This is a genomic window from Euzebya pacifica, assembly GCF_003344865.1.
Taxonomy (GTDB): Bacteria; Actinomycetota; Nitriliruptoria; order Euzebyales; family Euzebyaceae; genus Euzebya; species Euzebya pacifica.
The window spans coordinates 880,079-901,609 of record NZ_CP031165.1; the positions used below are offsets into that span (position 1 = coordinate 880,079).

Consider the following 21,531-nt stretch of genomic DNA (forward strand, 5'->3'; position numbering starts at 1 on the left):
GGTAGGACTGTCCTCCTCGTGACCACACCCCCAGACCACCTGTTCGAAGGCGCCATCACCGCTGCGGGCTTCGCGTCCGGCGAGTCCGTCGTCGTCGGGAGCTGGGCCCGCTCGCCGCTGGGCATGTGCATCGACGTGATGTGGCGTCGACCCGATGGCGAACGGATCCTCCTCGCGCCGCGGCAGGAGGTCGCCGACTACATCGCGGACCTGTACGCCTTCGACACCGTCCGGGTCGTGCCGATCGAGGGCCGCTTGCTGCGCGACTCGTTGCGGGTCACAGCTGGACCGCTGCAGGTCTCGGCCACACTGGCGGCCCGGGACTGGCGGTCGTGGTTGTTCGCGCTGCGTCCGCGCGCGTTGCGGAGGAGTCCTCGGTGGATCGCGATGGAGGACCGCCTGGCACGGCCCTTCGTCGGACGGGTCATCGGCGGCGGCGAGGGTGTCCGCGCGGCAGGCATCGCCCCCGGGGGCCAGCAGGAATTCTACGGCGCAGACGACTGGCGGGCCCTGACGTGGGCGTCCCTGACCGTCGACGGGGAGGACGCCGGTTCCATGGCCCGGCTGCCCGCCGACTTCGGGGTCGGGCTCAGCGCCTTTCCCACCCAACCCGCGTCGGTGCGGGTCGGCACCATCATCCGTCCGGCTCCGGACCGAGGGTGATCACCGGGTAGCCTTCTGCCACGATGAACACGCGGGACACAGAGGGTCGTGCCGTGGTCGACGGCGTCGCCATGCCGTTGGCCGCCGCCCGCCTCGCCATGACCGACGACGGCGTTGCCCGCGGCGACGGTGCCTTCGAGACGATCGGTGTGTGGGACGGGGCGCTCTTCCGACTGGACGATCACCTGGGCCGGCTGTCCGCCTCGTTGGCGGCCAGCGCCCTGCCCGCCGCAGACATCGAGCTGATCGCCACCGAGGCCCGTGACCTGGTCACCGGCACGCTGGGTGACGCGGCGCTGCGGATCTACGTGACCGGCAGCGGCACCCGGGTGCTGACCCTCGCCCCGCAGCCGGTCCGGCCCGACCCCAACGTCCTGTCGTTGCAGCCCGGCCCGTGGATCAGCCCGCGTGACGGCTACGCGGCCGCCGGCGCCAAGACCATGTCCTACGGCCCGAACATGGTGGCGACACGTCGGGCGAGGGCGGCGGGTGCCGACGACGCGCTGCTGTACTCCGTGCCCGACCGCCACGTGCTCGAGGGCCCCACCTTCGGGGTCCTCTTCGTTGCCCGGGGCGTGGTGCACGTCCCGTCGGAGGACCTCGGGATCGTGCCGTCGATCAGCCGACGAACGTTGATCGAGATCGCGCTCGCCCACGGGCTGGATGTGCTGCACGGGGCCTGGCCGGTCGACGTGCTCGCCGACGCCGACGAGCTGATCGTGTCCTCCTCCATCCGCGACGCCATCGCGGTGCAGCGGGTCGACGGCTGGACGTTCGATCGGACCCATCCGGTCCGGGACATGCTCAGCCGCGAGCTGGGCCGGCGTCGCCGATCCGGGTCGGGGTCCGCGGCGTCGAGCTGAGCACGGCATCGTGGTCCGCGCGACCGGTCGACGCCGTCGCCAGCACCTCCCAGTAGCGCAGGAGGGTGATGAGGAAGAGGATCGCGCCGGCCATCTCCAGCAGCTCCTCCACGGTGGCTGCCACCGTGTAGACACCCCAGGTGTCGGTGAACTGGCCCGATATCGTCTCCACGCCCACCGCACCCCCGACGAACAGCACCGCGGCCAGGAGCATGCGGACCGACAGCCAGCGCGGCAGCCGGAGGATCCAGGGGACCAGCAGGGCGGCAAGCAGCAGCAGCGGCGGAATGGCGAACACCACCCAGTCCAACCGCAGGAACTCGGGCAGGTCGAACCACTCGCTGGGTATGCCGCCGGCTCGCTCGTGGATCATGAACGCCTCGTCCACCGCCGCGAAGAGCATGCATGCCCCGACCAGCACCCAACGCCAGTGGTCGCCCCCCTGCACGCGCTCGTGGAGACTGCGCAGGCGAAAGCACACGAGTCCGCACGTGCCGAGCAGCAGCGCCGAGAAGCCTGCGGGGAAGCCGTACTCACCGTTCATGTCGAAGCGCCTGGCAAGCCAGCCGGGTTCCCCGTCGCCGACGATCGTGACCGTCACCACATGGGCGACGAGCAGGACGGCCACCACCCCGATGAGGATCCGTGCCACGCGGGCCACCCGCCCTGTGAAGGGCGGTGGTTGCGCCGTTCTCCCCCTGGTCGCTTCCACGATGCTTGAACGCTACCATCCGTTGGTCGGGGCGTCACTTGGCGTGCGCGGCAGACGGGGTCGAACGGGGTCGTGTGGCGAGCGGTCGCCCCGCTTGCCCCACGTCGACGGATCGCGCGGACCGGGGTAGGGTGCCGACTCCGGCGGCCGAACAGCCGTTGCTGGGACAGGAGTCGGACGCGCTAGCCTGCTCGCATGCGTCCCAGTGCCCGACCCCCTGAAGAGGAGACCCGCGTGAGTGAGTCAGACGCGCCAGCCGCTGACTGGTATCCCGACCCCTCCGGTCGCTTCCAGTTCCGCTACTGGGACGGCGAGGCCTGGACCGGACACGTGTCCACCGACGGCAAGACCGACTGGGACCCGCCCGGGGACGGCGACGCCGAGCACGCCGACGAGGCCGCCGCGACCGAGTCCGGTGCCGACGACAGCGCGTGGGCTCCCGCCGCCGAGGGTGCCGATGCCGCCGCCGAGGCGCCCGACGAGGGCGAGGGACCCACCCCAGTGGAGCAGGTCGCTGCCGACTCGACTCCGGCCGAGGCTGCTGCCGACGACCAGGCCACGATCGGGGAGGACGAGCCGGGTGACACCAACCTGGTCGCCAACCGCCGCGCCGGGATCGCCGAGGACGTCGAGGCCTGGCTGGACGAGGTCGCCGCCCAGGTGGCACCGCGCCTGAGCCGAATCAGCCCCGACTGGACTGCCGAACCCCAGGCCGAGGCCGCCCGTGCCTGCGCCTACGGCCTGCTGGTCGGCCACCTGGCCCGCCTGCACCCGCACATGAAGCCCGAGCTCGGTCAGGTCGCCGAGGCCCACCCGTCGTTCACGACGCTGCAGGCCGGTGCGCGCCTCGACACCCTCGAGCAGATCGCGGCGGACCCCGAACGCGCTGCGGCGTGGCTCGGCCCGCTGATCGGCACCGAGGACACCGACCGCGTCAAGACCCTGTTCGACTGACCCTGTTCGACTGACCCTGTTCGACTGACCCTGTTCGACTGATCCGGTTCGACTGATCCCCACCCCGAGGACGCGCTGATGGCCCTTGGCCTGCCCGACGTGGCCGTGGGCTCGTGGACACACCCCGACGGCCACACCGGCTGCACGGTCGTCCTGCCGCCCAAGGGGTCGATGGGTGCCTGCGCGGTCAGAGGCGGGGCGCCCGGGACGCGCGAGGCCGCAGCGCTCGGCCCGGGTGGCCAGGGCACCGAGTGCCACGCGGTCTTCCTGTCCGGCGGCTCGGCCTTCGGGCTGGCCGTCGGCGACGGAGTGGCCCGCTGGAGCGAGGCCCACGGTCGGGGGTACGACCGCTTCGTCACCCCTGTACCCGTCGTCGCCGGCGCGATCGTGTTCGACCTGCACCGGCGCGGCGCGGACCGTCCCGACGCCGACAGCGGGTGGGCCGCCTGCGAGGCCGCCCGGTTCGCCGACCCCGAGCAGGGGCGCGTGGGGGTCGGCGCCGGCTGCACCGTCGCCAAGTCCAGCGGCTTCCAGCACATCCGCCCGGGGGGACAGGGCTGGGCTGTCGTCCGCGGCGGCGGCGTCACCGTCGGCGCGCTGATGGCCGTCAACGCCCTCGGCAACGTCCTGGCCGAGGACGGTTCGTTCCTTGCAGGTCCCGAGCGGGGGTCACCGAAGGACGTCGACGGCTATCCGTTCACCGACCTGGCACCGCCGCCGCGGGCCAACACGGTCATCGGTTGCCTGGTGACCGACGCTGCGATGACCAAGGGCCAGGCCTCGCGAGCCGCCGATCTGGCCCACAACGGGATCGCCCGTACCATCGAACCGGCGCACACCGCCTTCGACGGTGACGCGCTGTTCCTGCTGACCACCCAGGCCCGCGAGGTGCCCAACGCCTCCGACCTGGTCGCCACCCTGGCGGCCCGGGCTGTGGCAGAGGCCATCCGCTCGGCCGTCCGCGCCGCCGCCGGACAGCCCCTGGCGGTCCCCGACGACGTGCTGGCGGCCATGCAGGCCGCGCAGAAGGACGACAGATGAGCGACTTCCCAGAGGACTACCCCTACGCCAGCGTCGAGGCCGAACGACGCATCAAGACCGTCACGACCATCATCTCCTTCGTGTCGGTGGGCATGCTGCTGGTCGGCCTCTACCTTGCGCTGCTGACCCCGAGCATCGGCCCCGGCAGCCTGCTGACCCTCATCGGCTTCGTGGCCCTGATCTTCCTCCCCTTCATCGGCAAGCGCATGCGCAACGCCGCCCTTGCCCGCGAGGCCGGCCAGGACGCCTGAGCGTCGTGGCCGGCGTCGGTCGGCCGGAGCTCAGCTGAACTGGCCGACCCAGGCCTTCAGCTGGTCGGAGGACGCCGAGGCCGCCTGGGCCCAGGACTCGTACTCCAGCACCGCGTCCAGGTCGTCGGTCGCCACGGCCAGGTCGACCGCCTTGGTGATGTGGCGTGCCAGCTGCGGGTCGACCTCGGCGAAGCGCGCGGCCAACGACAGCGCTTCGGCGACGACGTCGTCGTGGGGCCCCTCGGCCAACCCGTGCGCCACCGCGGCGTCGGCGGCGAGCATGTCGCCCAGCAGGAGGGTGCGCAGCGCCTTCGATGCGCCCATCGCCCTGACGAGGAACCACGTGCAGCCGCCGCCGGGATGCAGGCCGATCCGTGAGAAGGTTGCGCCGAACTTGCCGTGCGGGCCGGTCAACCGGATGTCGCACGCCATCGCCAGGTTCAGGCCCGCGCCCACGGCCGCGCCGTTGACCGCGGCGATCGTCGGGAAGGGCAGCTCGCGGACGGCCAGGAACGCCCGGTAGTACCCCTGCAGGTCGGCGTGGACCTGCTGGACCGACCGGTCGGACTCGCCGAACAGCTGTGGCAGGTCCGCACCGGCGCAGAACCCCTTGCCCGCACCGGTGATCACCAGGGTGCGGACGTCACGGTCGACCTTCAGCTCGGCGGCCGTGGCAATCATCTCCGCAGCCATCTCGAACCCCATCGCGTTGCGACGCTCGGGGTCGGTCAGGGTCAACAGCCGCACACCCGGAGTGGGTTCGGTCAGCTCGAGCAGGGACATGGCGGAAGGCTCCTCGGAGGGTCGTGTCGGTTCGGTCGCGATCCCCGCAGGGTCGCACGAGACGCGGTGACTACACTGATCCCCCCGCATGCCCACGCCCTCGACCCCATGCGCGCCTTCCCTTGAGTCGTCTCCTCGAGCTGATCACCACCGCCCCTGCGCAGACCCACGAGGTCGCCGGGATCCTTGCCGATGCCGCAGTCGTCGGTGACGTGATCGCGCTCACGGGCGAGCTCGGTGCCGGCAAGACCTGCTTCGTGCAGGGCGCGGCGAAGGCCCTCGGCGTCACCGACCGGGTGACCAGCCCGTCGTTCATCCTCCGCAAGGAGTACGAGGGTCGGCTGCCGCTGCTGCACCTCGACGTCTATCGCCTGGAGAGCCTCCAGGAGGTGCTCGACCTCGGCTTCGGGGACGCGCTGGACAACCAGCGGGTCACGTTCGTGGAGTGGGGCGACGCGATGGCCCCGCTGCTGCCAACCGATCACCTCGAGGTCGAGCTGCACCTGCCCGAGCTCGACACCGTCGGCGCAGCCAGCGCGGCCTCCGCCGGGGACTGGCAGCCCGAACCCCGCCGGATCGTCCTGCGATCCCACGGCCCCTCGTGGACACGACGGCTGGCCGAGCTCGAACCGCGGCTGCGCCGTTGGGCCCCACAGGAAGGAGACGCCTGATGCTCGTGCTCGGCGTCGAGACGTCCACCCCCGCCGCCAGCGTCTGCCTGGCCACCGAACAGGGCGTGGTTGCCTCCACCTCCCTCGGCAGCGGCCTGCCGCACCTCCAGCGCGCCCACGGTCGGTTCGTCACCGAGGCCATCCGCTGGTGCCTGCAGTCCGCCGAGCTCGTCCCCGACGACGTCAAGGGCGTCGCGGTCTCGCTCGGGCCGGGGCTCTTCACCGGCATGCGCGTCGGCATCGCCACCGCACAGGCCTTCGCCCACGCGCGCCAGCTTCCCGTCGTGGGCCTTGCGTCCCTCGACCTGCTCGCCTTCCCGCACCGGCACGCGCGCGGGGTCATCTGCAGCGTCATCGACGCCAAGCGGGGTGAGCTGTTCTGGGCGCTGTACCGCTGCGCACCCGGCGGCGTCCAGCGGGTCGCCGAGTTCCGCACCGGACGGCCCGAGACCCTGGCGGGAGAGCTCGAGGCCATCGGCGAGGACGTGCTGTGCGTCGGCGACGGGGCGATCGCCCACGCCGGACTGCTGGCGAGCGTCGGCGCCGAGATCGGTGGGGTCGGCTCGGCCCACCCGACCGCCCAGGCGCTGGTCGAGCTCGCCCTCCCCCGTTTCCTGCGCGAGGAGACCCGTCGCCCCGAGGAGCTGACGCCGACCTACATCCGTCAGGCCGACGCCCAGATCAACTGGGCCAAGCGTGGGGCCCTCCACGGCGGGACGGCCGGCTCGTGACCGCCGTGACCGTGCGTCCGATGGTGCCCGACCACCTGCCGGAGGTCCTTGCGATCGAGCAGGCCGTGCAGCCGCAGCCGTGGACCGAGGGCCTGTTCCTCGCCGAGCTGGCCGAGCCCACGCGCGCCTACCGGGTGGCCCTCGACCCGTCGGGCACCGTGCTCGGTTTCGGCGGCATCCTCGTGGCCGTCGACGAGATGCACGTCACCACGTTGGCCACATCCGCCGACCACCTCCGACGCGGCATCGCCTCCCACCTGATGGTGGAGCTGATGGACGAGGCGCTGGCCCGTGGGGCAACCGCCGCCACGCTGGAGGTCCGCACCGAGAACCACGCGGCCCAGCGGTTGTACGCCCGCTTCGGCTTCGCGCCGGTCGGCGTGCGCCCGGGCTACTACGCCGCCACCGGTGAGGACGCCCTCATCATGTGGGCCCACGACATCGACGGCGCGGACGCTGCCCGGCGGCTCGACGGCCTCCGTGTCGCCTCGGCCACCGCCCGAACCGCCACCCTTGAAGGAGCCCGCTGATGCTGGTCCTCGGTATCGAGACGTCCTGCGACGAGACCGCCGTGGCGCTGGTGGAGGACGGGACGACCGTCCGCTCCAACGTGATCGGCACCCAGTTCGAGCACCACCGCCCCTTCGGCGGGGTCGTGCCGGAGATCGCCGCCCGCGCCCACCTGGACATGATGCTGCCGGCCATCGACCGGGCCTTCGTCGAGGCAGGCGCCACCTACGCCGACGTCGAGGGCGTCGCCGTCACGGCCGGCCCCGGCCTGGTGGGGGCGTTGCTGGTCGGCGTCGCGGCCGCCAAGTCCATCGCGTTGGCCCACGACCTGCCCTTCATCGGGGTCAACCACCTCGAGGGACACGTCTGCGCCACCCAGCTGGAGTTCGGCCACCTCGAGCCACCGATGATCAGCCTCATCGTCTCCGGCGGGCACACCTCGCTGGTCCTGCTGGACGCGGAAGGGCGTTTCGAGACGATCGGCCAGACCATCGACGACGCGGCCGGCGAGGCGTTCGACAAGATCGCTCGGTTCATGGGCCTGCCGTTCCCCGGCGGACCGGAGATCGACAAGCTCGGTCGCACCGGTGACCCCACGGCGATCGCCTTCCCTCGGGCGATGATGAACGACGGCACGCTGGACTTCTCGATGTCGGGGCTGAAGACCGCGGTCATCCGTGAGCTGCGGCGGCGAGATGCGGTGGACGAGGAGATCGTCATGCCCGACGTCGCCGCGTCCTTCAACGAGGCCATCGTCGACGTGCTGGTGACCAAGACGCTGCGGGCGGCCGAGGCCCACGACGTCGGCACGATCACCCTCGTCGGCGGGGTGGCGGCCAACAGCCGGCTGCGCGAGGCCATGGCCGACGGCTGCGCCCGGACGGACCGCCGTCTGCTGCTGCCCCAGCCGGTCCTGTGCACCGACAACGGCGCGATGATCGCGGCGGCTGGATACAACCGCCTCGTGGCCGGCGAACGGTCGCCGCTGACGATCGATGCCGACCCGGGCCTGCCCCTGATCCCCCTCGCCGGGTAGAAGTGGTGCTGTGACGACCACTCCAGCCCGTCCCACCGCAGTGCGACTGCGGCTGTCGGCGGTACCCGCGGTCGTCGAGGCCCTGGAACGCGACTTCGGTCGCCTGCCTGCCGGGATGTGGGATCCGCGGCACCACTACCTGCTCGACGCCCTGGACCGCCACGAGAGCCAGCGGTTCGTGGTGTGGGGTGATCGCGAGCCGCGATCGGTGGTGCACCTCGGCCTGACCGGGACGGTCCTGCCGGCCGGCCACCCCGACGGGGCGGAGTACCTCGCTCCCTTCGTCGAACGATCACGCTGGCGGATCATGATCGGGGACGAGGCGATCACCGGCGCGCTGCTGGACCTGGCGATGGGGCGGTCGTGGTGGCGTCGGCGGCCGCAGGTGCGCATCCAGCGGTTCATGACCGTCGAGCGGCTGGACTCCTTCGCCGACGTGGAGGGGTTCCGGCGCGGTGCCCGGCAGGACCTGCCGTGGCTGGAGGAGTTCGCGTGCCGCCTGCACGTGGAGGACCGGATGGGCCCCCCGCTTGGCGGCAGCGCCCGTGTGGCCGTCGGCCACCGGATGGGCGAGTCGGTCGACCGCGGCATGACCTGGGTGGTCGAGCGTGCCGGTCGGCCGGTCGCCAAGCTGGACCTGTCGTTGCACTCGACTCGGCGGGGCGCACAGATCGCCGGGGTCTACGTCGACCCGGAGTGGCGGGGTCGCGGCATCGCCACCGGCATGGTGCAGCGGCTGTCGGCTGAGCTGCTGCACGGCGGGCTGCCCGTGGTCAGCCTGCACGTCCGCGACGACAACGAAGCCGCGATCCGCGCCTACCGCGGCGCTGGTTTCGCCGAACGCGGCAACTGGCTGCTCGCACTTCGCTGAGGATCGCGGGCCCGGGGGAGCAGCGTCAGGACGGGGCCTGTCGTCCGTCGCCGACGCGGCCGAGGGCCCTGCCGGCGTTCCGGGCGCGTCGAGCCACGAGACGGAACGGGTTGGCCTCGACCGTGCCGGCAGCCAGCGCTTGGGTTCCGGTTCGGAGGCGCTTCTTGACGGGGTTGGCGCCGAGGCCGAGCTCGAGACGGGTCACGCCGAGCTTCTCGACCTGGCGGAGCAGCTCGATGTGCAGGAGCAAGCCCGGTGAGCAGCGAGCCAGCGCGGTCGAGTAGGCCGGTACGACCGACACGAGCAGCGGGCCTCGACGGAGTCCCCAGTGCACCGCCACCGGTGTGTCGCCCGCCCACAGGACGGAGAGGATCGACTCGTAGTCCTCGCTCGCGGGCAGCCGCCCGGCCGCGGTGATGAACTCGCCCACCGGTGCGGCGAGGAACCGCTCGCGTTCGACGGGGGGCAGCTGCTCGGCCTTCATCCGTACGAGGATCGCTGCGGCGCCGCCCTCCTCGACATCGATGTCGAACCGAAGGTCCCCTTCTTCGCGGGCCAACCTGCGAGCCTTCCGGGCGGCCTCGGAGAGAACCGACGAACCCCGGTCACGGAGTTGCTGGGCGTAGTCCTCGAAGCCGAAGGGCAGATCGACGATGCTGGAGAGCGCGCGCGCCTCGTGGAACCGGCAGAGACCGTCCGCCACGACCGGTGTGTGGCCGAACGTGAACGACGCGAGTCCGACCAGGCGCAGTGCGCCCGACACGTCCAGGGACGCACCGCTGCGCTGGACCATGCCATCGCCGTCGTTGCAGGCGTCCAGGAGGGGGCGCCCACGATCCCCTGTCCGCTGGAGGGGAAGGAACGCCGTGGGGCCGTGGTCGTCGGAGATGACGAGCACCCAGACGTCGTCCATGACGGTGTCGGCCACGAGGGCATGCTGTGGCGACAGGAAGGGGGTCCGGTAGGCGGCCTGGTGGTCCTGCATGGCACACCACGCCGCGCGCTCGTCGTCGCTCAGGTCACGGGGTCGTCGAAGGTGGGCACGCATCGCTGCGGCAGCATAGGGTCAGCTGAACCGCAGGGCTTCATTTGGCCTCCGCGGCGGGCCTCGTGTCGGTCCGCCCGGACTGTTGTCAGGCCTGGGCGAGCACGCCTTCGTCCTCGAGGCGGATGACCAGGTCCTCGGGGTCGGTGCCGTAGATGACCGACAGGGCGCGCAGGTCCTCGCCGCGGATGGTGAGCACGTTGCCGTTGAAGTCGCCCCGCTGCAGCTGGATGGTGTGGGCGAAGCGGCTGACCGGGCGCAGCTCGGGGTCGAGGTCGGCCCGGGAGAGCTTGCGGAGGTCGAGCATGATCTTGCTGGCAGCCGCGGACGTCGCCGAGGAGGGCAGGTCCTCCTTCGGCAGCAGCTCCGACACCGGCACGTTGTAGAACTCGCTCAGCTCGGCCAGCTTGGCCACCGAGACAGCGCGGTCCCCACGTTCGTAGGACCCGACGACGACCGCCTTCCAACGGCCGCCGGACACCTCCTCCACCTGCTGCAGGGTCAGGCCCTGCTGCTGACGGATGGCGCGCAGACGGGCCCCAAGACGCTTCTGGTAGTCCGTGGCCACTCGTTCCTCCTGCAGACGTTCGTAGTCCCCGATTGGGGGGACACGGCGTGTTCGCCGCGATACACCCTGCGTGAAGCCTAACACAGCGTCACGCTCTGTAAAACTTGTTCTTGTCACCGTCCGTGACGGCGGCGGACTTGAGCGTATTGCGCTCAGATGTTGGTACTTGTTCTTGCAGCCGACTGGGGGGAGTGCTAACTTCCCGTCTGGCACTCCGGATGACCGAGTGCCAAACCGCGTCGTCGAGGGTCGATCCGATACCGACGGCGCAAGACGATCCAAACCCCAACTGCCGACGTCCCGCCGTCGTGCACCGGGCCAGCCCCACTCGGGCAGCCCGATACGCGATGCCGTTGGACGACTAGGAGGAGCTACAGATGGCGACCGCCACCAAGGTTGCACTGCAGCCGCTGGAAGACCGTGTTGTTGTGCAGGCCAACGAGGCCGAGCAGACCACCGCCAGCGGACTGGTCATTCCCGACACCGCCAAGGAGAAGCCCCAGGAGGGCACCGTCATCGCTGTCGGCCCGGGCCGCATCGGCGACGACAACGAGCGGGTTCCGATGGACGTCGCCGAGGGCGACGTCGTCATCTACTCCAAGTACGGCGGGACCGAGATCAAGCTGGGCGGCGAGGAGTACATCATCCTCTCCGCTCGCGACATCCTCGCCAAGATCCAGAAGTAACAAGGAGTCCGAGACATGGCAAAGCAGCTCAAGTTTCACGAGGACGCCCGCCGCAAGCTCGAGGCTGGTGTCAACCAGCTCGCCGACGCGGTCAAGGTGACCCTCGGCCCCAAGGGACGCAACGTCGTCCTCGAGAAGAAGTGGGGCTCCCCGACCATCACCAAGGACGGCGTCACCGTCGCCCGCGAGATCGAGCTGGAGGACGCCTACGAGAACATGGGCGCCCAGCTGGTCAAGGAGGTCGCCACCAAGACCAACGACGTCGCTGGTGACGGCACCACGACCGCCACGGTCCTGGCCCAGGCCATGATCAAGGAAGGCCTTCGCAACGTCGCGGCCGGCGCCAACCCGACCATGCTGCAGCGCGGCATGCAATCGGCCGTCGAGCGCGTCGTCGAGGCCATCGGCACGATGGCCCGCGACATCGAGACCCAGGACGAGATCACCAACGTGGCCTCGATCTCGGCCAACAACGACCCCTCCATCGGCGAGGTCATCGCCGAGGCGATGGACAAGGTCGGCAAGGACGGCGTCATCACCGTCGAGGAGTCCCAGACCTTCGGCCTGGAGCTCGACTTCGTCGAGGGCATGCAGTTCGACAAGGGCTACATCTCCCCCTACATGGTGACCGACACCGACCGGATGGAGGCCGTCCTCGAGGACCCCTACATCCTGATCGCGAACCAGAAGATCGGTTCCGTGCAGGACCTCCTGCCGGTGCTCGAGAAGGTCATGCAGGGCGGCAAGCCGCTCGTCATCATCGCCGAGGACCTCGAGGGCGAAGCCCTCGCGACCCTGGTCGTCAACAAGATCCGCGGCACCTTCCAGTCCGTGGCCGTCAAGGCCCCCGGCTTCGGCGACCGTCGCAAGGCCATGCTGCAGGACATCGCCATCCTCACCGGTGGTCAGGTCATCAGCGAAGAGGTCGGCCTCAAGCTGGACGGCGTCACGCTGGACCTGCTGGGTCGTGCCCGCAAGGTCACCATCACCAAGGACAACACCACGATCGTTGAGGGCGCCGGGTCCCAGGAGGACATCGACGGCCGCATCAAGCAGATCAAGGGTGAGATCGACAACACCGACTCCGACTGGGACCGCGAGAAGCTCCAGGAGCGTCTGGCGAAGCTGTCCGGCGGCGTCGCTGTCGTGAAGGTCGGCGCGGCCACCGAGGTCGAGCTCAAGGAGAAGAAGCACCGCATCGAGGACGCCCTGTCCGCGACCCGCGCTGCTGTCGAAGAGGGCATCGTCGGCGGTGGTGGCACCGCGCTGCTGCAGGCCGGCAACGCCCTGGACAAGCTGGACCTCGAGGGCGACTACGCCACGGGTGCCAACATCGTCAAGCAGGCGCTGTCCGCGCCGCTGTACTGGATCGCCGCCAACGCGGGCCTCGAGGGCTCCGTTGTCGTGGAGAAGGTGCGCAACCTGGACGCTGGCCAGGGCCTCAACGCCCTGACCGGTGAGTACGGGGACATGATCGCCTTCGGCGTCGTCGACCCGGCCAAGGTCACCCGTTCTGCCCTGCAGAACGCTGCCTCGATCGCCGGCATCATGCTGACGACCGAGACCCTGATCGCCGACAAGCCCGAGCCCGCTGCTGCGGCTCCGGCCGGTGGCGACCACGGCCACGGCATGGGCGGCATGGACTTCTAGTCCAGCGTCACCTGCAACACCCTCGACGGGGCGGCCCACTGGGCCGCCCCGTCGTTCGTTTTTGCCCCCGCCTCGCGAGGGCCGGCCCCGTGGTGCATGGGACGCCTGGGTGCGGGGGACCGCGCACACCGGCCGGGGAGGAAGGGCGGACATGAAGGAGGGGAGTCGCGCCATGGTGGTTGTCCACAGGGCTGACGTGGTTCTCGGGTGAGGGACGGCGCGACGCGTCACGCTCCGAGGCATGGCCACGCCCGTCCCCTCACCCTCGGTGTTCGTCATCGCCCCGCCAATGACACGCTGGGCCCCTGTGGGGATGGTTGCGGCGTCCCAAGCCGGTCACATCGCGGTGTGGCAGGCGCGGGCGCTCGGGTTGGCGGCGGAGGACATCAGGCGGCGCGCCCGGCGTGAGGCATGGACGCGGGTGCACCACTCGGTCTGGCGCCTGCCCGGTGTGCCCGCCTCGACCCTCGGACGGCTGTGGGCGGCAGCACTGGCGGTGGCCAACCAGTCTGCAGCCGCCCGGCTGGCGTCGACGCCCTCGGCCCCGGGTGACCTCCACCGCGTCCTGATGGACCTGGTGATGGTCACCGGCTGGTCTGCGGCGGCCCTGGCCGGGTTCGACCGGCCACGGATCCTGCGACCCCAGCTGGCGGTGCCGGCAACGGTGATGACACGACGACCCGACATCGACCTGGTGCGCAGCCGGCGTGGTGTGGCCGGCTTCTGGGCCGATCTCGACGGCCTGCCCGTGGCCACTCCACCGCGGATGCTATGGGATGCGGCGCACCTCTCGAGGGGGAAGGTGGGCGCCGTGGGTGCGCTGGGTGACCTCGCCACCTACCTCGACCGCACCCGACGGTTCGCGGTGGAGGAGCTGCTGGGCCTCGTCGACGAACCAGCCGCGTTCGGGTTGCCGACGAGGCCACCCCGGCTGTTGCGAGCCTGTGCCGAGGAACTGCGGCCGGGCTTCTCCCACTCCGGGACGGAGGAGGTGGCCCGTCGCATCGCTGCCTCGGTGTGCGCCGAGCTGGGGCTTCGGCTCCACCCCTCGCCCTACGACATCGTCGACAGGGACGGACGTGTCCTCGGTGAAGCCGACCTGGCCATTCCTGACATCCGCTTCGACGGTGAGGTCGACGGCCCCCACCACGACTCGCCCAGACAGCAACGGCACGACCGGCGCCGCGACCGCAACGTCAGGGGCATCGACTGGGTGGTCGAGCGCTACCCCACGAGCATGATCGACGACGACCGCGACGCATTCCGACGGCGGCTTCGATCCGACGTCGTGGCCCGCGCCCGGGCGGTCGGAAGGGTCCTCGGCTGACAGCGTTTCGGCGCCCTGTCGTGGGGAACGTTCGTGGCATGAGCACTCCGCAGCAACCAGAACTCCACCGCAGCAAGGAAACGCCGGAGATGGACCTCGACAACGTCGCGGGCAACCTCGAGGCGCGCGACCAGCCCGGCCGCTCGGGAGGCAAGGGACGGCCGGTTCCGGCGGACAACAGGCAGGGGCACCACCCCGCACACGAGCAGGACAAGCCCGACCTCGACAAGTTCGCGGCCAAGTTCGGCCTGGTCGACGAGACGGTCGACGAGACGGTCGACGAGGAGTCCTCGCCGGACGCGGTGCGCACCCACGCTGCGTCGTCCTCGGCTGCCCGATCCTCGAGCACGCCGCCCTCGTCGCTGGGCCTCCTCAACGAGGGGGCGAAGGTGATCGCGTCGCTGCAGAACGCCGGGCGAGCGGCCACCGCAGCCTCCCTCGCCCTGACCGCTCGCACGATGCGCCTGGCCGCTGACCTCGTGGACCGACTCGGCGACGACGTGGCACCGCGCGGCGCCTGACACGGCTGGACCCGGCCGACGCCACACCGGGGTCGGTCGCCCGTGCGCGATGCACACCCCGCAGGGCGGCCCAACGCGCACACCCAACAGCCTCGTGTGCGATGCACGTCTGCCGACGTTGGCGATGTCGCACGCCGGCCGACCCCGGGTGCGTTGCACGCCTTGGGATGGTGGGGATCGCACACACCGGGTGGGGCCGGGACCGGACCGGGCCGGTCAGGACGAGGGCGGGCCGGGCACGCCGGGGGACGACGCGGAACCAGGCCCGCTAGGGGAGGACGCCGACGTGGGCCATCGCCATGCGGACGAGGCGGTCCTGGCCGCCCGTCATCTCGGTGGCGACGAGGGGGGAGGTGGCGTCCTCGACGCTCATCCACGAGAAGTCGAGGGTGTCCTGGCTGGGGGAGCACTCGCCGCTGACGGGCACGACGTAGACCAGGCTGACGGCGTGCTGGCGGGGGTCGGAGAAGCCGGTGCGGGACGGGTCGGGGAAGTACTCCGCCACCGTGAAGGGGGAGGGGTTGGGCGGCAGCAGCGGTTCGGCGTCCGGTCCGAGGTCCTTGGTCAGGTGACGCCACAACGAGTCGCGGATCGTCTCGCCGTACAGCACGCGACCGCTCACGATGGCCCGGGACACGGTGCCGTCGGGGCGGGGGCGCAGCAGCAGCCCCACCTTCGTCACCGTCCCGAGGTGGTCGGTGCGCACGGGAACGGCTTCGACGTACACCGTCGGCACGCGCTCGCGGATCCAGGACAGCTCCTCGTCCTCCAGCCAACGGTGCTGGGTGGACAGGATGTCGGCGTCGCTCACTCGGGGGTCCTTCCCGCGGGGGTGGGTCTCGGCCCCGCAGTGTGGCACGCCGGGTCCGACCCGACCGACCGGGCGCCCTCGACCCTGTTAAGGTCATCATGGATGGGCAGCAGCACGAGCGGCACTGTCAGTGGTTGAGTCGACCAGCGAGACAGCACCGTCGCTGGGAAGAGACGCGCTGAGCGGACGACTCGAGCGTGCGCTGACCGCGCTCGAGGACCGCGACGGCCCCTCGATCCAGTGGCGGCGGGCGTGGCTGCTCACCGCCGCAGGGCGGTACGGCGATGCGCTCGAGGCCTGCGAGCTGGCCAAGCAGGGGGCACCGATCGTCCAGGCCGCCGCGCTGATGGCCGAGGCCATGCTCTACCGCCAGGTCTCGTTGCACGCCCGGGCCGAGGTCGCCGACGACCTGGCGTTGGAGACCCTCAGGGCCTCGCGTGTGCGCAGCCCGTCGGTGCGAGCCGCCATCCGGGTCGGGCAGGTGGCCGACGCGGTCGGGCTCGGCGCCGACGACGCGGTCCTGGCGCGACGGGTCAAGGTCGCCGCCGGTGCGGTGACGACGGCCGGATCCTGGCGGCAGAAGGTCCGGCTCACGTGGGTCAGGGGAGAGGTCGCCATGGTGCGCGGCGCCTACCGCGACGCCGATCGGGCCTTCGGTACCGGCGCGCGCATCGCCCACGACCAGGGCGCTCGTCGACACGAGGCCAAGTCGTTGATCTTCCTCGCGGCGGCATCTGCGGCCCGTGAGCAGCAGTCCGAGGCCGTCCGGCTGGCCCGGCGCGGCCTGCAGCTGGCCGCCCGCTGCGGTGCTGCCCCGCTGGTGTGGCCGGCGGAGCTGATCCTCGCGGAGGTCGACACCGACGCGGCCGAGGAGCATCTCGACCGTGCGCGCCGCGTGGCCGGTGGCCTGATCGACTCCCTCCCCGAACCGCTCCAGGCGGAGGCGCGTGCCCGTCCCCCCGCGAGCTGGCTGCTGACCCTCGACCCGCAGGGGGCCGGACACGTGACCGACGACCCCTCGCCGTTGGACATCCCCACCGACGCGTGAGGACCGACGGGCAGGGTTGCCCCCGTCGGGGCCGGCCGTAGGCTTGACGGGCCGCGCCCAACCCCCGCGCGTCGTCCGGACACCTGCCCCAGACCTCCGATGACCTCTGCTGACGCCACGGCCTCGACCGCTGCCCGGACCCCCCACACCGACCCGGGGGTGCTGCCGGCACTCATCGGCCTGCTCCGACGGGTTGCCGAGGCCACGACCGCCGGCGACGTGCTGGCCGCGCTCGTCGACACGGTCGTGACCACGACCGACGCCACCGGTGCCGCGGTGCTGGAACGCAACGACACGAACGGACGAGTCGAGGTGACCGCCCACTACGGTGTGGGCCTCCCAGACGACCAGGCCTCCCTGGCCGCGCTCTGGGCCTCCACCGGCAGCGAGCTGCCGATGACCTGGTCCGGACCCGCGGCCGTGCCGCCGCCGCTGCGCGGACGGGCGGAGTGGACGGCGGGGCTGGTCATGGAGCTGGGTGTCGAGGAACCTCCCAGCCGCGTGCTGCTGATCGCCGGCGGCAACGTCGCCGACGGCCTGGGCACCTACGGCGACCTGGCGATGGCGGTGACGCCGGCCCTGGACGCCCTTCGCCAGCACCAGCGCATGGCACGCACACGGAACCTGCTGGATCGGGTGACGGAGCTCGCCGCACGCCTGACCCGTGCGGGGACCGTGGCCGGCCTGCTCCTCGCGCTGGTCGAGGAGGTGGCCGACCTCGAGGTCGTCACGGCCACGGTGGTGTGGCGCCTGGTGGCCGACACCGATGCCGACCGGCTCGTGGCCGAGGCCGAGGCAGGCCCGGGCCTGAGCCTGCTCCAGCACGGGATGGACGACGAGGTGGAGCAGCGCATCCGTGGCGTGCTGGCCCATGGCACGTCCCGGGCAGGGCGAGCGATGCTCGCGGCGCCCGCACCCCTGTCCGACGGTCGACTGCTGACCCTGCTGCCCATCGGGGTCCAACCCCGTCGCGTCCTCGGGCTGCTGCACGACCGCCTCCTGGACCCCGAGGTCCACGGTGTGCTGTCCACGCTCGTCGGTGCGCTCGGACCAGCGCTGGTCAACGCCGGCCTGGCGACCGAACGACGGACCCTGCTGGGGACGTTCAGCCGGACACTGCGCCCGGGCCGGGTCCCTGCCGCGACCGACATCGGGGTTGAGCACCACCCCAACACCACGGCGGCGGAATCCTTCGGCGGTGACTTCTTCGACTGGTTCGAGCCGGACGCGCACCGCGTGCTGCTGGCGCTCGGCGACGTTGCCGGCAAGGGCGTCCCGGCCGCGGCCGCCGCCAGCATGGCCGTGTGGTCGCTGCGGGCGCTGGGGCGGCAGGGGACCGGACCGAACGTGCTGGCACGGCTGCTGGACACCGCCGTCGCCGAGGAGCTCGGCGGCGAACGGTTCGTCACCCTCGCCCTGCTCGACATCGACACCACGACGTGGCGCGTGCGGATGGTGCTCGCCGGCCACCCGGCGCCGTTGCTACTGCGGCACACCACCCCGCCGGAGGAGCTGGAGCTGCATGCCGACCGTCCACTCGGCGTGATGCCGCTCGGCCCGGCGTTCACCACCCACGAACGGCAGCTCGAACCCGGGGACGCGCTGGTGCTGTTCACCGACGGGGCGACCGAGGCGCAGGCCCCCGACGGCGAACGGCTGGGACGGGACCGGCTGCGTGCGGCCGCGCAGGCGGCATGGGCGCCCGGGTCCGTCCGGGCAAGCGAGCTGGCGGGCGCGCTCTGGTCGGCGGTGCATGCTTGGTCTGGTGGGCCCCCCGACGACGACTGCGCGCTCATCGTCCTGCGCCGACCCTGACTCGCGCGTGGTCGGGGTCCGAAAAGGCATGCTCGCGGCGGCGCTGGTGCTGCTGCTCGCGGGCTGCCTCCCCGAGGTGCCCGCGCCGGTCGTCGTGCAGACGATGGCGCCCGGTTCGGATGAGATCCTGCAGGCCCGAGAAGCCCTCGGCGAGGACGTCGTCGCCGTTGCCCGCCTGGTCGTCGGCACACCGGCACAGCTGGAGGAGCTGCGCTTCGACGTCCAACGCGGGGCGCCGCAGCAGGCCATGCAGGACATCCTGCGCCAGCACGCGGACGCGCTCCTGGCGGACGCCGACGCGTTGCTGGCCGACGCCATGGGGTTGCAGGTCGACGCGGGGGAGCTGCCGGCCGACGCCGATGCCGACGCGGTCGGCCGTGTGGCCCAGGCGGCCTCCCTCGCCGGTGAGCTCGCCGAGCTCGGTCGCATGGCCGCTGAGGAGACCCTTCGTGACGTCGACGGCCTGACCCCCGTCATCGCCTTCGACATCGCGCTCGACGACCTCGTGGAGGCCTGGAACGTGAGGGGATCCCGCAGCCAGCAGGTGGAACGGTTCGAGCAGCTGGTCGCCGAGGCCGACGAGCTGGTGCGCGCGGCGCGACGGCTGGACGTCGGCGACTGCACGCTGCTGCGCACGAACCGGATCCGCTGGGCCGAGCTGCTCGCCGCACGGACCGCCGAGCTCCGCGACGCGGCGCTGGAACGAGCAGGCACCCGGTTCGACGAACTCCGCGAGCGCTTCTCCAGGGCGCCGCACGGGGAGGATCGTGCGGTCGCGGACTCCGAGACGAGCGCCTGCTGGGCCCGTGGCTCCCGCGCCGCGGACCTGGCCCGGTCGGCTGCCGAGCTGGTGGACGAGATCGAGTCCCAGCTCAGCTGAGCGCCCGGGGGACGGGGATCCTCCGCCACCGGGCTACGCTGTTGGCGTGAACGATCCCGATGACATCGAGGTCGTGGACCTGCGTCAGCTGGTCGACACGATCCCCCGCCAGCGCGAGCTCCTGCCTCCTTCGGAACTGAATGATCGCCCCCGCGGAGCGGCGCGCCATCGAGCTCGTCGCCCGTGGCTGCGCGCACTCGTCGGGGGCCTGGCCGTGTTCGGCATCGGCTGGGCGGTGCTGGCCGTCGTCTCGCTCGTGTCGCTGCGCGCGGACGTGCCCGGCACCCGGGACGCCCTGCTGGACGCGCGGGCCGTCCTCAACGACGGCGATGTCGGCTCGGCAACCGACCTGTTCGACGTCGCGGCAGGGGACCTCCAGGACATCGCCGACCGTGTGAGCTCCCCCGTGGTGGCCCCGGTCCGCCTGATTCCCCACTACCGCCGAACCCTCGACGCGGTCGGCGACCTCGGACGAGCCGGTGGACTGGCTGCCAGCGCCGCCGCGAAGGTGACCTCGGCGCTGGCCGAGGGCGAGGGTGGACTGGGGGCACTGACCCCGCGCGACGGCCGGATCCCCGTCCAGCGGATCGCCGAACTCGGACCGGTCCTGGAGGCAGCATCCGCCGATGTCGTGACGGCGCTGGAGATGGCGAGGGCGGTCCCGGCGACCGGGGTCGACGAGGCGGTGGCCGAGGGGCGTGCGGAGTTCATCGACATCATGGAACCGACGGCGGAGCAGCTGGCCCTCGGGGTCGAGATCACCCAGGTGCTGCCGGCGGTGTTCGGTGCCGACGAACCGCGGCGCTACGTGGTGATGGCCTCCAACCCCACCGAAGCACGTGGGACCGGCGGGTTCTTCGGCGCCTACGTCGTGATGGACGCCGTCGAGGGGGAGCTGTCGTTCGGCCGTGTGGGGGAGACCCTCGACCTGCCCGTGCCGGCTGATGGTTCCGTCGTGGAGTGGGTCGACCCCTCCTTGCAGGAGCGATGGGAGATCTACGGCGGGTCGACGCGCATCCGCAGCATCAACATGACGCCGGACTTCCCGTCCGCCGCGACGATGATCGAGCGGTACTGGGCAGCGGTCCTCGGCGAGGAGGTCGACGGTGTCATCGCCGTCGACCCCTACGCGTTCGAAGCGATGCTGGAGGTGAACGGACCGATCGAGCTGCCGGGGTTGGGGGAGATCGCTTCCGAGGACGTCGTGGAGTTCGTGAGCTACTCGGCGTACTCGCTGATCGGCAACCCCATCGAGCGCAAGCGACTGATCGGCAACGTTGCCGCATCGACGCTGCAGGGGTTCCTCGATGGCCCCGGTGACGTGACGCCGAGCGATGTCCTGGACGCCCTCGGCCGGATGGCCCGTCGGGACAGCCTGCTGATCCACTCCGCACGCCCCGCGGAGCAGGCCCTCCTGGAGCGGACGGGGCTGGCCGGCGAGCTGGACCACGGTGACGGGGACATGCTCGCCGTGATCCTGAACTCCGGCTCGGGCTCCAAGATCGACTACTTCCTCGACCGGACCGTGCGGTACGACGTGACGATGGGGGACGGGGGACGCGTCGACACCATCATCCGTGCGGGGTTCGTCAACAACGCCCCCGCCTCGGGTGAGCTGGCGTACATGATCGGGCCTCCCGACACCCCGGTGGACTTCGTGGCGGGGGACAACGTGGGGTACGTCTCGGTCTACGGCGCACCGGGGACGACGTTCCACGAGATTCCCGACATCGGGTACGGCGACTACGAGACCACCGAGTCCGTCGAGCTCGGGTATCCCGTGGCCTCCACCTGGATGCTGATCCCCTCGATGCGGTCCCGCGAGCTGATCTACTCCGCAACCACACCCGAGGCGTGGGAGCAGGACGGTGAGGACCGCGTCTACCGACTCCGGTACGTGCACCAGGTCACGGTGAGGCCCACCGAGCTCCAGGTGCAGATCAGGATTCCGGACGGGTTCGAGCCCGTGGACCTTCCCGAGGACGTCGCCGTGGCGGACGGACACGTCACCATCGTCGAGCAACCACGTTCCGACCTCGACCTCGAGGTGCGCTTCCGGCCAGCCGGTCCTTGACGTGTTCGACCCACGCTGAC

Annotated in this window: 23 protein-coding genes; 18 read left to right on the plus strand and 5 right to left on the minus strand. The window is 71.4% G+C overall.

Annotation, left to right across the window (positions count from 1 at the left end; genetic code table 11):
- Window positions 1–18 precede the first annotated feature (18 nt).
- The gene (locus tag DVS28_RS27995) at window positions 19–663 is read left to right on the plus strand and encodes a hypothetical protein (protein WP_123060212.1); all 645 of its coding nucleotides are present in this window, start codon (window positions 19–21) and stop codon (window positions 661–663) included.
- 23 nt (window positions 664–686) lie between these two features.
- Entirely contained in the window at window positions 687–1,526 is an 840-nt protein-coding gene (locus DVS28_RS03620) for an aminotransferase class IV (RefSeq protein WP_114590246.1), read from the plus strand.
- Here DVS28_RS03620 and DVS28_RS03625 read toward each other — a convergent pair.
- A complete protein-coding gene (locus tag DVS28_RS03625) occupies window positions 1,468–2,178 on the minus strand; it encodes a hypothetical protein (protein ID WP_164709895.1) in 711 nt (236 codons plus the stop codon). The genes DVS28_RS03620 and DVS28_RS03625 overlap by 59 nt on opposite strands.
- Window positions 2,179–2,472: 294 nt before the next feature.
- Here DVS28_RS03625 and DVS28_RS03630 point away from each other — a divergent pair, with 294 nt between their 5' ends.
- From DVS28_RS03630 to DVS28_RS03640, 3 genes are all read left to right on the plus strand, one after another.
- Window positions 2,473–3,192, plus strand: coding sequence for a DUF2510 domain-containing protein (locus DVS28_RS03630; protein ID WP_216826367.1), 720 nt, complete (start codon window positions 2,473–2,475; stop codon window positions 3,190–3,192).
- 78 nt (window positions 3,193–3,270) lie between these two features.
- Window positions 3,271–4,233 (plus strand): P1 family peptidase, encoded by a 963-nt coding sequence (locus tag DVS28_RS03635; protein ID WP_114590249.1) that lies wholly within the window; start codon window positions 3,271–3,273, stop codon window positions 4,231–4,233.
- Window positions 4,230–4,484, plus strand: a complete 255-nt coding sequence (locus DVS28_RS03640) for a hypothetical protein (protein WP_114590250.1) — start codon at window positions 4,230–4,232, stop codon at window positions 4,482–4,484. The genes DVS28_RS03635 and DVS28_RS03640 overlap by 4 nt, the downstream gene beginning before the upstream one ends.
- 30 nt (window positions 4,485–4,514) lie before the next feature.
- Here the strand turns inward: DVS28_RS03640 and DVS28_RS03645 are convergent, their stop codons facing one another.
- Window positions 4,515–5,267 carry an enoyl-CoA hydratase-related protein gene (locus DVS28_RS03645; RefSeq protein ID WP_114590251.1) on the minus strand — a complete coding sequence of 251 codons (753 nt, stop codon included), beginning with the start codon at window positions 5,265–5,267 and terminating at the stop codon, window positions 4,515–4,517.
- A 122-nt stretch (window positions 5,268–5,389) separates the two neighbouring features.
- Here DVS28_RS03645 and tsaE point away from each other — a divergent pair, with 122 nt between their 5' ends.
- Genes tsaE through DVS28_RS03670 form a run of 5 tightly spaced genes read left to right on the plus strand, consistent with a single transcriptional unit; the run spans window position 5,390 to window position 9,086 of the window.
- Window positions 5,390–5,938, plus strand: a complete 549-nt coding sequence (gene tsaE, locus DVS28_RS03650; RefSeq protein WP_216826368.1) for a tRNA (adenosine(37)-N6)-threonylcarbamoyltransferase complex ATPase subunit type 1 TsaE — start codon at window positions 5,390–5,392, stop codon at window positions 5,936–5,938.
- Window positions 5,938–6,669, plus strand: a complete 732-nt coding sequence (gene tsaB, locus DVS28_RS03655; protein WP_114590252.1) for a tRNA (adenosine(37)-N6)-threonylcarbamoyltransferase complex dimerization subunit type 1 TsaB — start codon at window positions 5,938–5,940, stop codon at window positions 6,667–6,669. Before tsaE ends, tsaB begins: the two co-directional genes overlap by 1 nt.
- A gap of 5 nt (window positions 6,670–6,674) precedes the next feature.
- A complete protein-coding gene (gene rimI, locus DVS28_RS03660) occupies window positions 6,675–7,199 on the plus strand; it encodes a ribosomal protein S18-alanine N-acetyltransferase (protein ID WP_216826369.1) in 525 nt (174 codons plus the stop codon).
- The gene (gene tsaD / locus DVS28_RS03665; RefSeq protein ID WP_114590253.1) at window positions 7,199–8,215 is read left to right on the plus strand and encodes a tRNA (adenosine(37)-N6)-threonylcarbamoyltransferase complex transferase subunit TsaD; all 1,017 of its coding nucleotides are present in this window, start codon (window positions 7,199–7,201) and stop codon (window positions 8,213–8,215) included. Before rimI ends, tsaD begins: the two co-directional genes overlap by 1 nt.
- Window positions 8,216–8,225: 10 nt before the next feature.
- The gene (locus DVS28_RS03670; protein WP_164709896.1) at window positions 8,226–9,086 is read left to right on the plus strand and encodes a GNAT family N-acetyltransferase; all 861 of its coding nucleotides are present in this window, start codon (window positions 8,226–8,228) and stop codon (window positions 9,084–9,086) included.
- 25 nt (window positions 9,087–9,111) lie between these two features.
- Here DVS28_RS03670 and DVS28_RS03675 read toward each other — a convergent pair whose 3' ends face one another.
- Together DVS28_RS03675 and DVS28_RS03680 are read right to left on the minus strand one after the other, a co-directional pair.
- The gene (locus tag DVS28_RS03675) at window positions 9,112–10,134 is read right to left on the minus strand and encodes a GNAT family N-acetyltransferase (RefSeq protein WP_114590255.1); all 1,023 of its coding nucleotides are present in this window, start codon (window positions 10,132–10,134) and stop codon (window positions 9,112–9,114) included.
- Window positions 10,135–10,219: 85 nt separating this feature from the next.
- Window positions 10,220–10,699 carry a transcriptional regulator gene (locus DVS28_RS03680; RefSeq protein WP_108666733.1) on the minus strand — a complete coding sequence of 160 codons (480 nt, stop codon included), beginning with the start codon at window positions 10,697–10,699 and terminating at the stop codon, window positions 10,220–10,222.
- A gap of 377 nt (window positions 10,700–11,076) precedes the next feature.
- On the opposite strand from DVS28_RS03680, the gene groES reads away from it, so the two are divergent.
- The 4 genes from groES (at window position 11,077) to DVS28_RS03700 (ending at window position 14,883) form a co-directional block, all read left to right on the plus strand.
- Entirely contained in the window at window positions 11,077–11,385 is a 309-nt protein-coding gene (gene groES, locus DVS28_RS03685; RefSeq protein ID WP_114590256.1) for a co-chaperone GroES, read from the plus strand.
- Between the two features lie 15 nt (window positions 11,386–11,400).
- The gene (gene groL, locus DVS28_RS03690; protein WP_114590257.1) at window positions 11,401–13,035 is read left to right on the plus strand and encodes a chaperonin GroEL; all 1,635 of its coding nucleotides are present in this window, start codon (window positions 11,401–11,403) and stop codon (window positions 13,033–13,035) included.
- A gap of 241 nt (window positions 13,036–13,276) precedes the next feature.
- Window positions 13,277–14,362, plus strand: coding sequence for a hypothetical protein (locus DVS28_RS03695; protein WP_164709897.1), 1,086 nt, complete (start codon window positions 13,277–13,279; stop codon window positions 14,360–14,362).
- A 38-nt stretch (window positions 14,363–14,400) separates the two neighbouring features.
- The gene (locus tag DVS28_RS03700) at window positions 14,401–14,883 is read left to right on the plus strand and encodes a hypothetical protein (RefSeq protein WP_164709898.1); all 483 of its coding nucleotides are present in this window, start codon (window positions 14,401–14,403) and stop codon (window positions 14,881–14,883) included.
- 268 nt (window positions 14,884–15,151) lie between these two features.
- Here DVS28_RS03700 and DVS28_RS03705 read toward each other — a convergent pair whose 3' ends face one another.
- Window positions 15,152–15,694 (minus strand): DUF4916 domain-containing protein, encoded by a 543-nt coding sequence (locus DVS28_RS03705; protein ID WP_216826370.1) that lies wholly within the window; start codon window positions 15,692–15,694, stop codon window positions 15,152–15,154.
- A 130-nt stretch (window positions 15,695–15,824) separates the two neighbouring features.
- On the opposite strand from DVS28_RS03705, the gene DVS28_RS03710 reads away from it, so the two are divergent.
- The 4 genes from DVS28_RS03710 (at window position 15,825) to DVS28_RS03725 (ending at window position 21,511) form a co-directional block, all read left to right on the plus strand.
- Entirely contained in the window at window positions 15,825–16,742 is a 918-nt protein-coding gene (locus tag DVS28_RS03710) for a coiled-coil domain-containing protein (RefSeq protein ID WP_114590260.1), read from the plus strand.
- Between the two features lie 99 nt (window positions 16,743–16,841).
- On the plus strand, window positions 16,842–18,557 hold the full coding sequence (locus tag DVS28_RS03715; RefSeq protein WP_114590261.1) for a PP2C family protein-serine/threonine phosphatase: 1,716 nt from the start codon (window positions 16,842–16,844) through the stop codon (window positions 18,555–18,557).
- A 7-nt stretch (window positions 18,558–18,564) separates the two neighbouring features.
- Window positions 18,565–19,437: a hypothetical protein gene (locus DVS28_RS03720; RefSeq protein WP_164709899.1), complete on the plus strand. Its 873-nt coding sequence runs from the start codon at window positions 18,565–18,567 to the stop codon at window positions 19,435–19,437.
- Window positions 19,438–19,483: 46 nt separating this feature from the next.
- Complete coding sequence (locus tag DVS28_RS03725) at window positions 19,484–21,511, plus strand: DUF4012 domain-containing protein (RefSeq protein WP_164709900.1); 2,028 nt, start codon at window positions 19,484–19,486, stop codon at window positions 21,509–21,511.
- Window positions 21,512–21,531 lie beyond the last annotated feature (20 nt).

Coding starts and splice junctions, on each gene's coding strand:
- DVS28_RS03700 (WP_164709898.1), top strand. CDS start 14,401: ATGAGCACTCCGCAGCAACCAGAACTCCACCGCAGCAAGGAAACGCCG.
- tsaB (WP_114590252.1), top strand. CDS start 5,938: ATGCTCGTGCTCGGCGTCGAGACGTCCACCCCCGCCGCCAGCGTCTGC.
- tsaD (WP_114590253.1), top strand. CDS start 7,199: ATGCTGGTCCTCGGTATCGAGACGTCCTGCGACGAGACCGCCGTGGCG.
- DVS28_RS03640 (WP_114590250.1), top strand. CDS start 4,230: ATGAGCGACTTCCCAGAGGACTACCCCTACGCCAGCGTCGAGGCCGAA.
- DVS28_RS03635 (WP_114590249.1), top strand. CDS start 3,271: ATGGCCCTTGGCCTGCCCGACGTGGCCGTGGGCTCGTGGACACACCCC.
- DVS28_RS03695 (WP_164709897.1), top strand. CDS start 13,277: ATGGCCACGCCCGTCCCCTCACCCTCGGTGTTCGTCATCGCCCCGCCA.
- DVS28_RS03675 (WP_114590255.1), bottom strand. CDS start 10,134: ATGCGTGCCCACCTTCGACGACCCCGTGACCTGAGCGACGACGAGCGC.
- DVS28_RS03620 (WP_114590246.1), top strand. CDS start 687: ATGAACACGCGGGACACAGAGGGTCGTGCCGTGGTCGACGGCGTCGCC.
- DVS28_RS03645 (WP_114590251.1), bottom strand. CDS start 5,267: ATGTCCCTGCTCGAGCTGACCGAACCCACTCCGGGTGTGCGGCTGTTG.
- groES (WP_114590256.1), top strand. CDS start 11,077: ATGGCGACCGCCACCAAGGTTGCACTGCAGCCGCTGGAAGACCGTGTT.
- groL (WP_114590257.1), top strand. CDS start 11,401: ATGGCAAAGCAGCTCAAGTTTCACGAGGACGCCCGCCGCAAGCTCGAG.
- DVS28_RS03715 (WP_114590261.1), top strand. CDS start 16,842: ATGACCTCTGCTGACGCCACGGCCTCGACCGCTGCCCGGACCCCCCAC.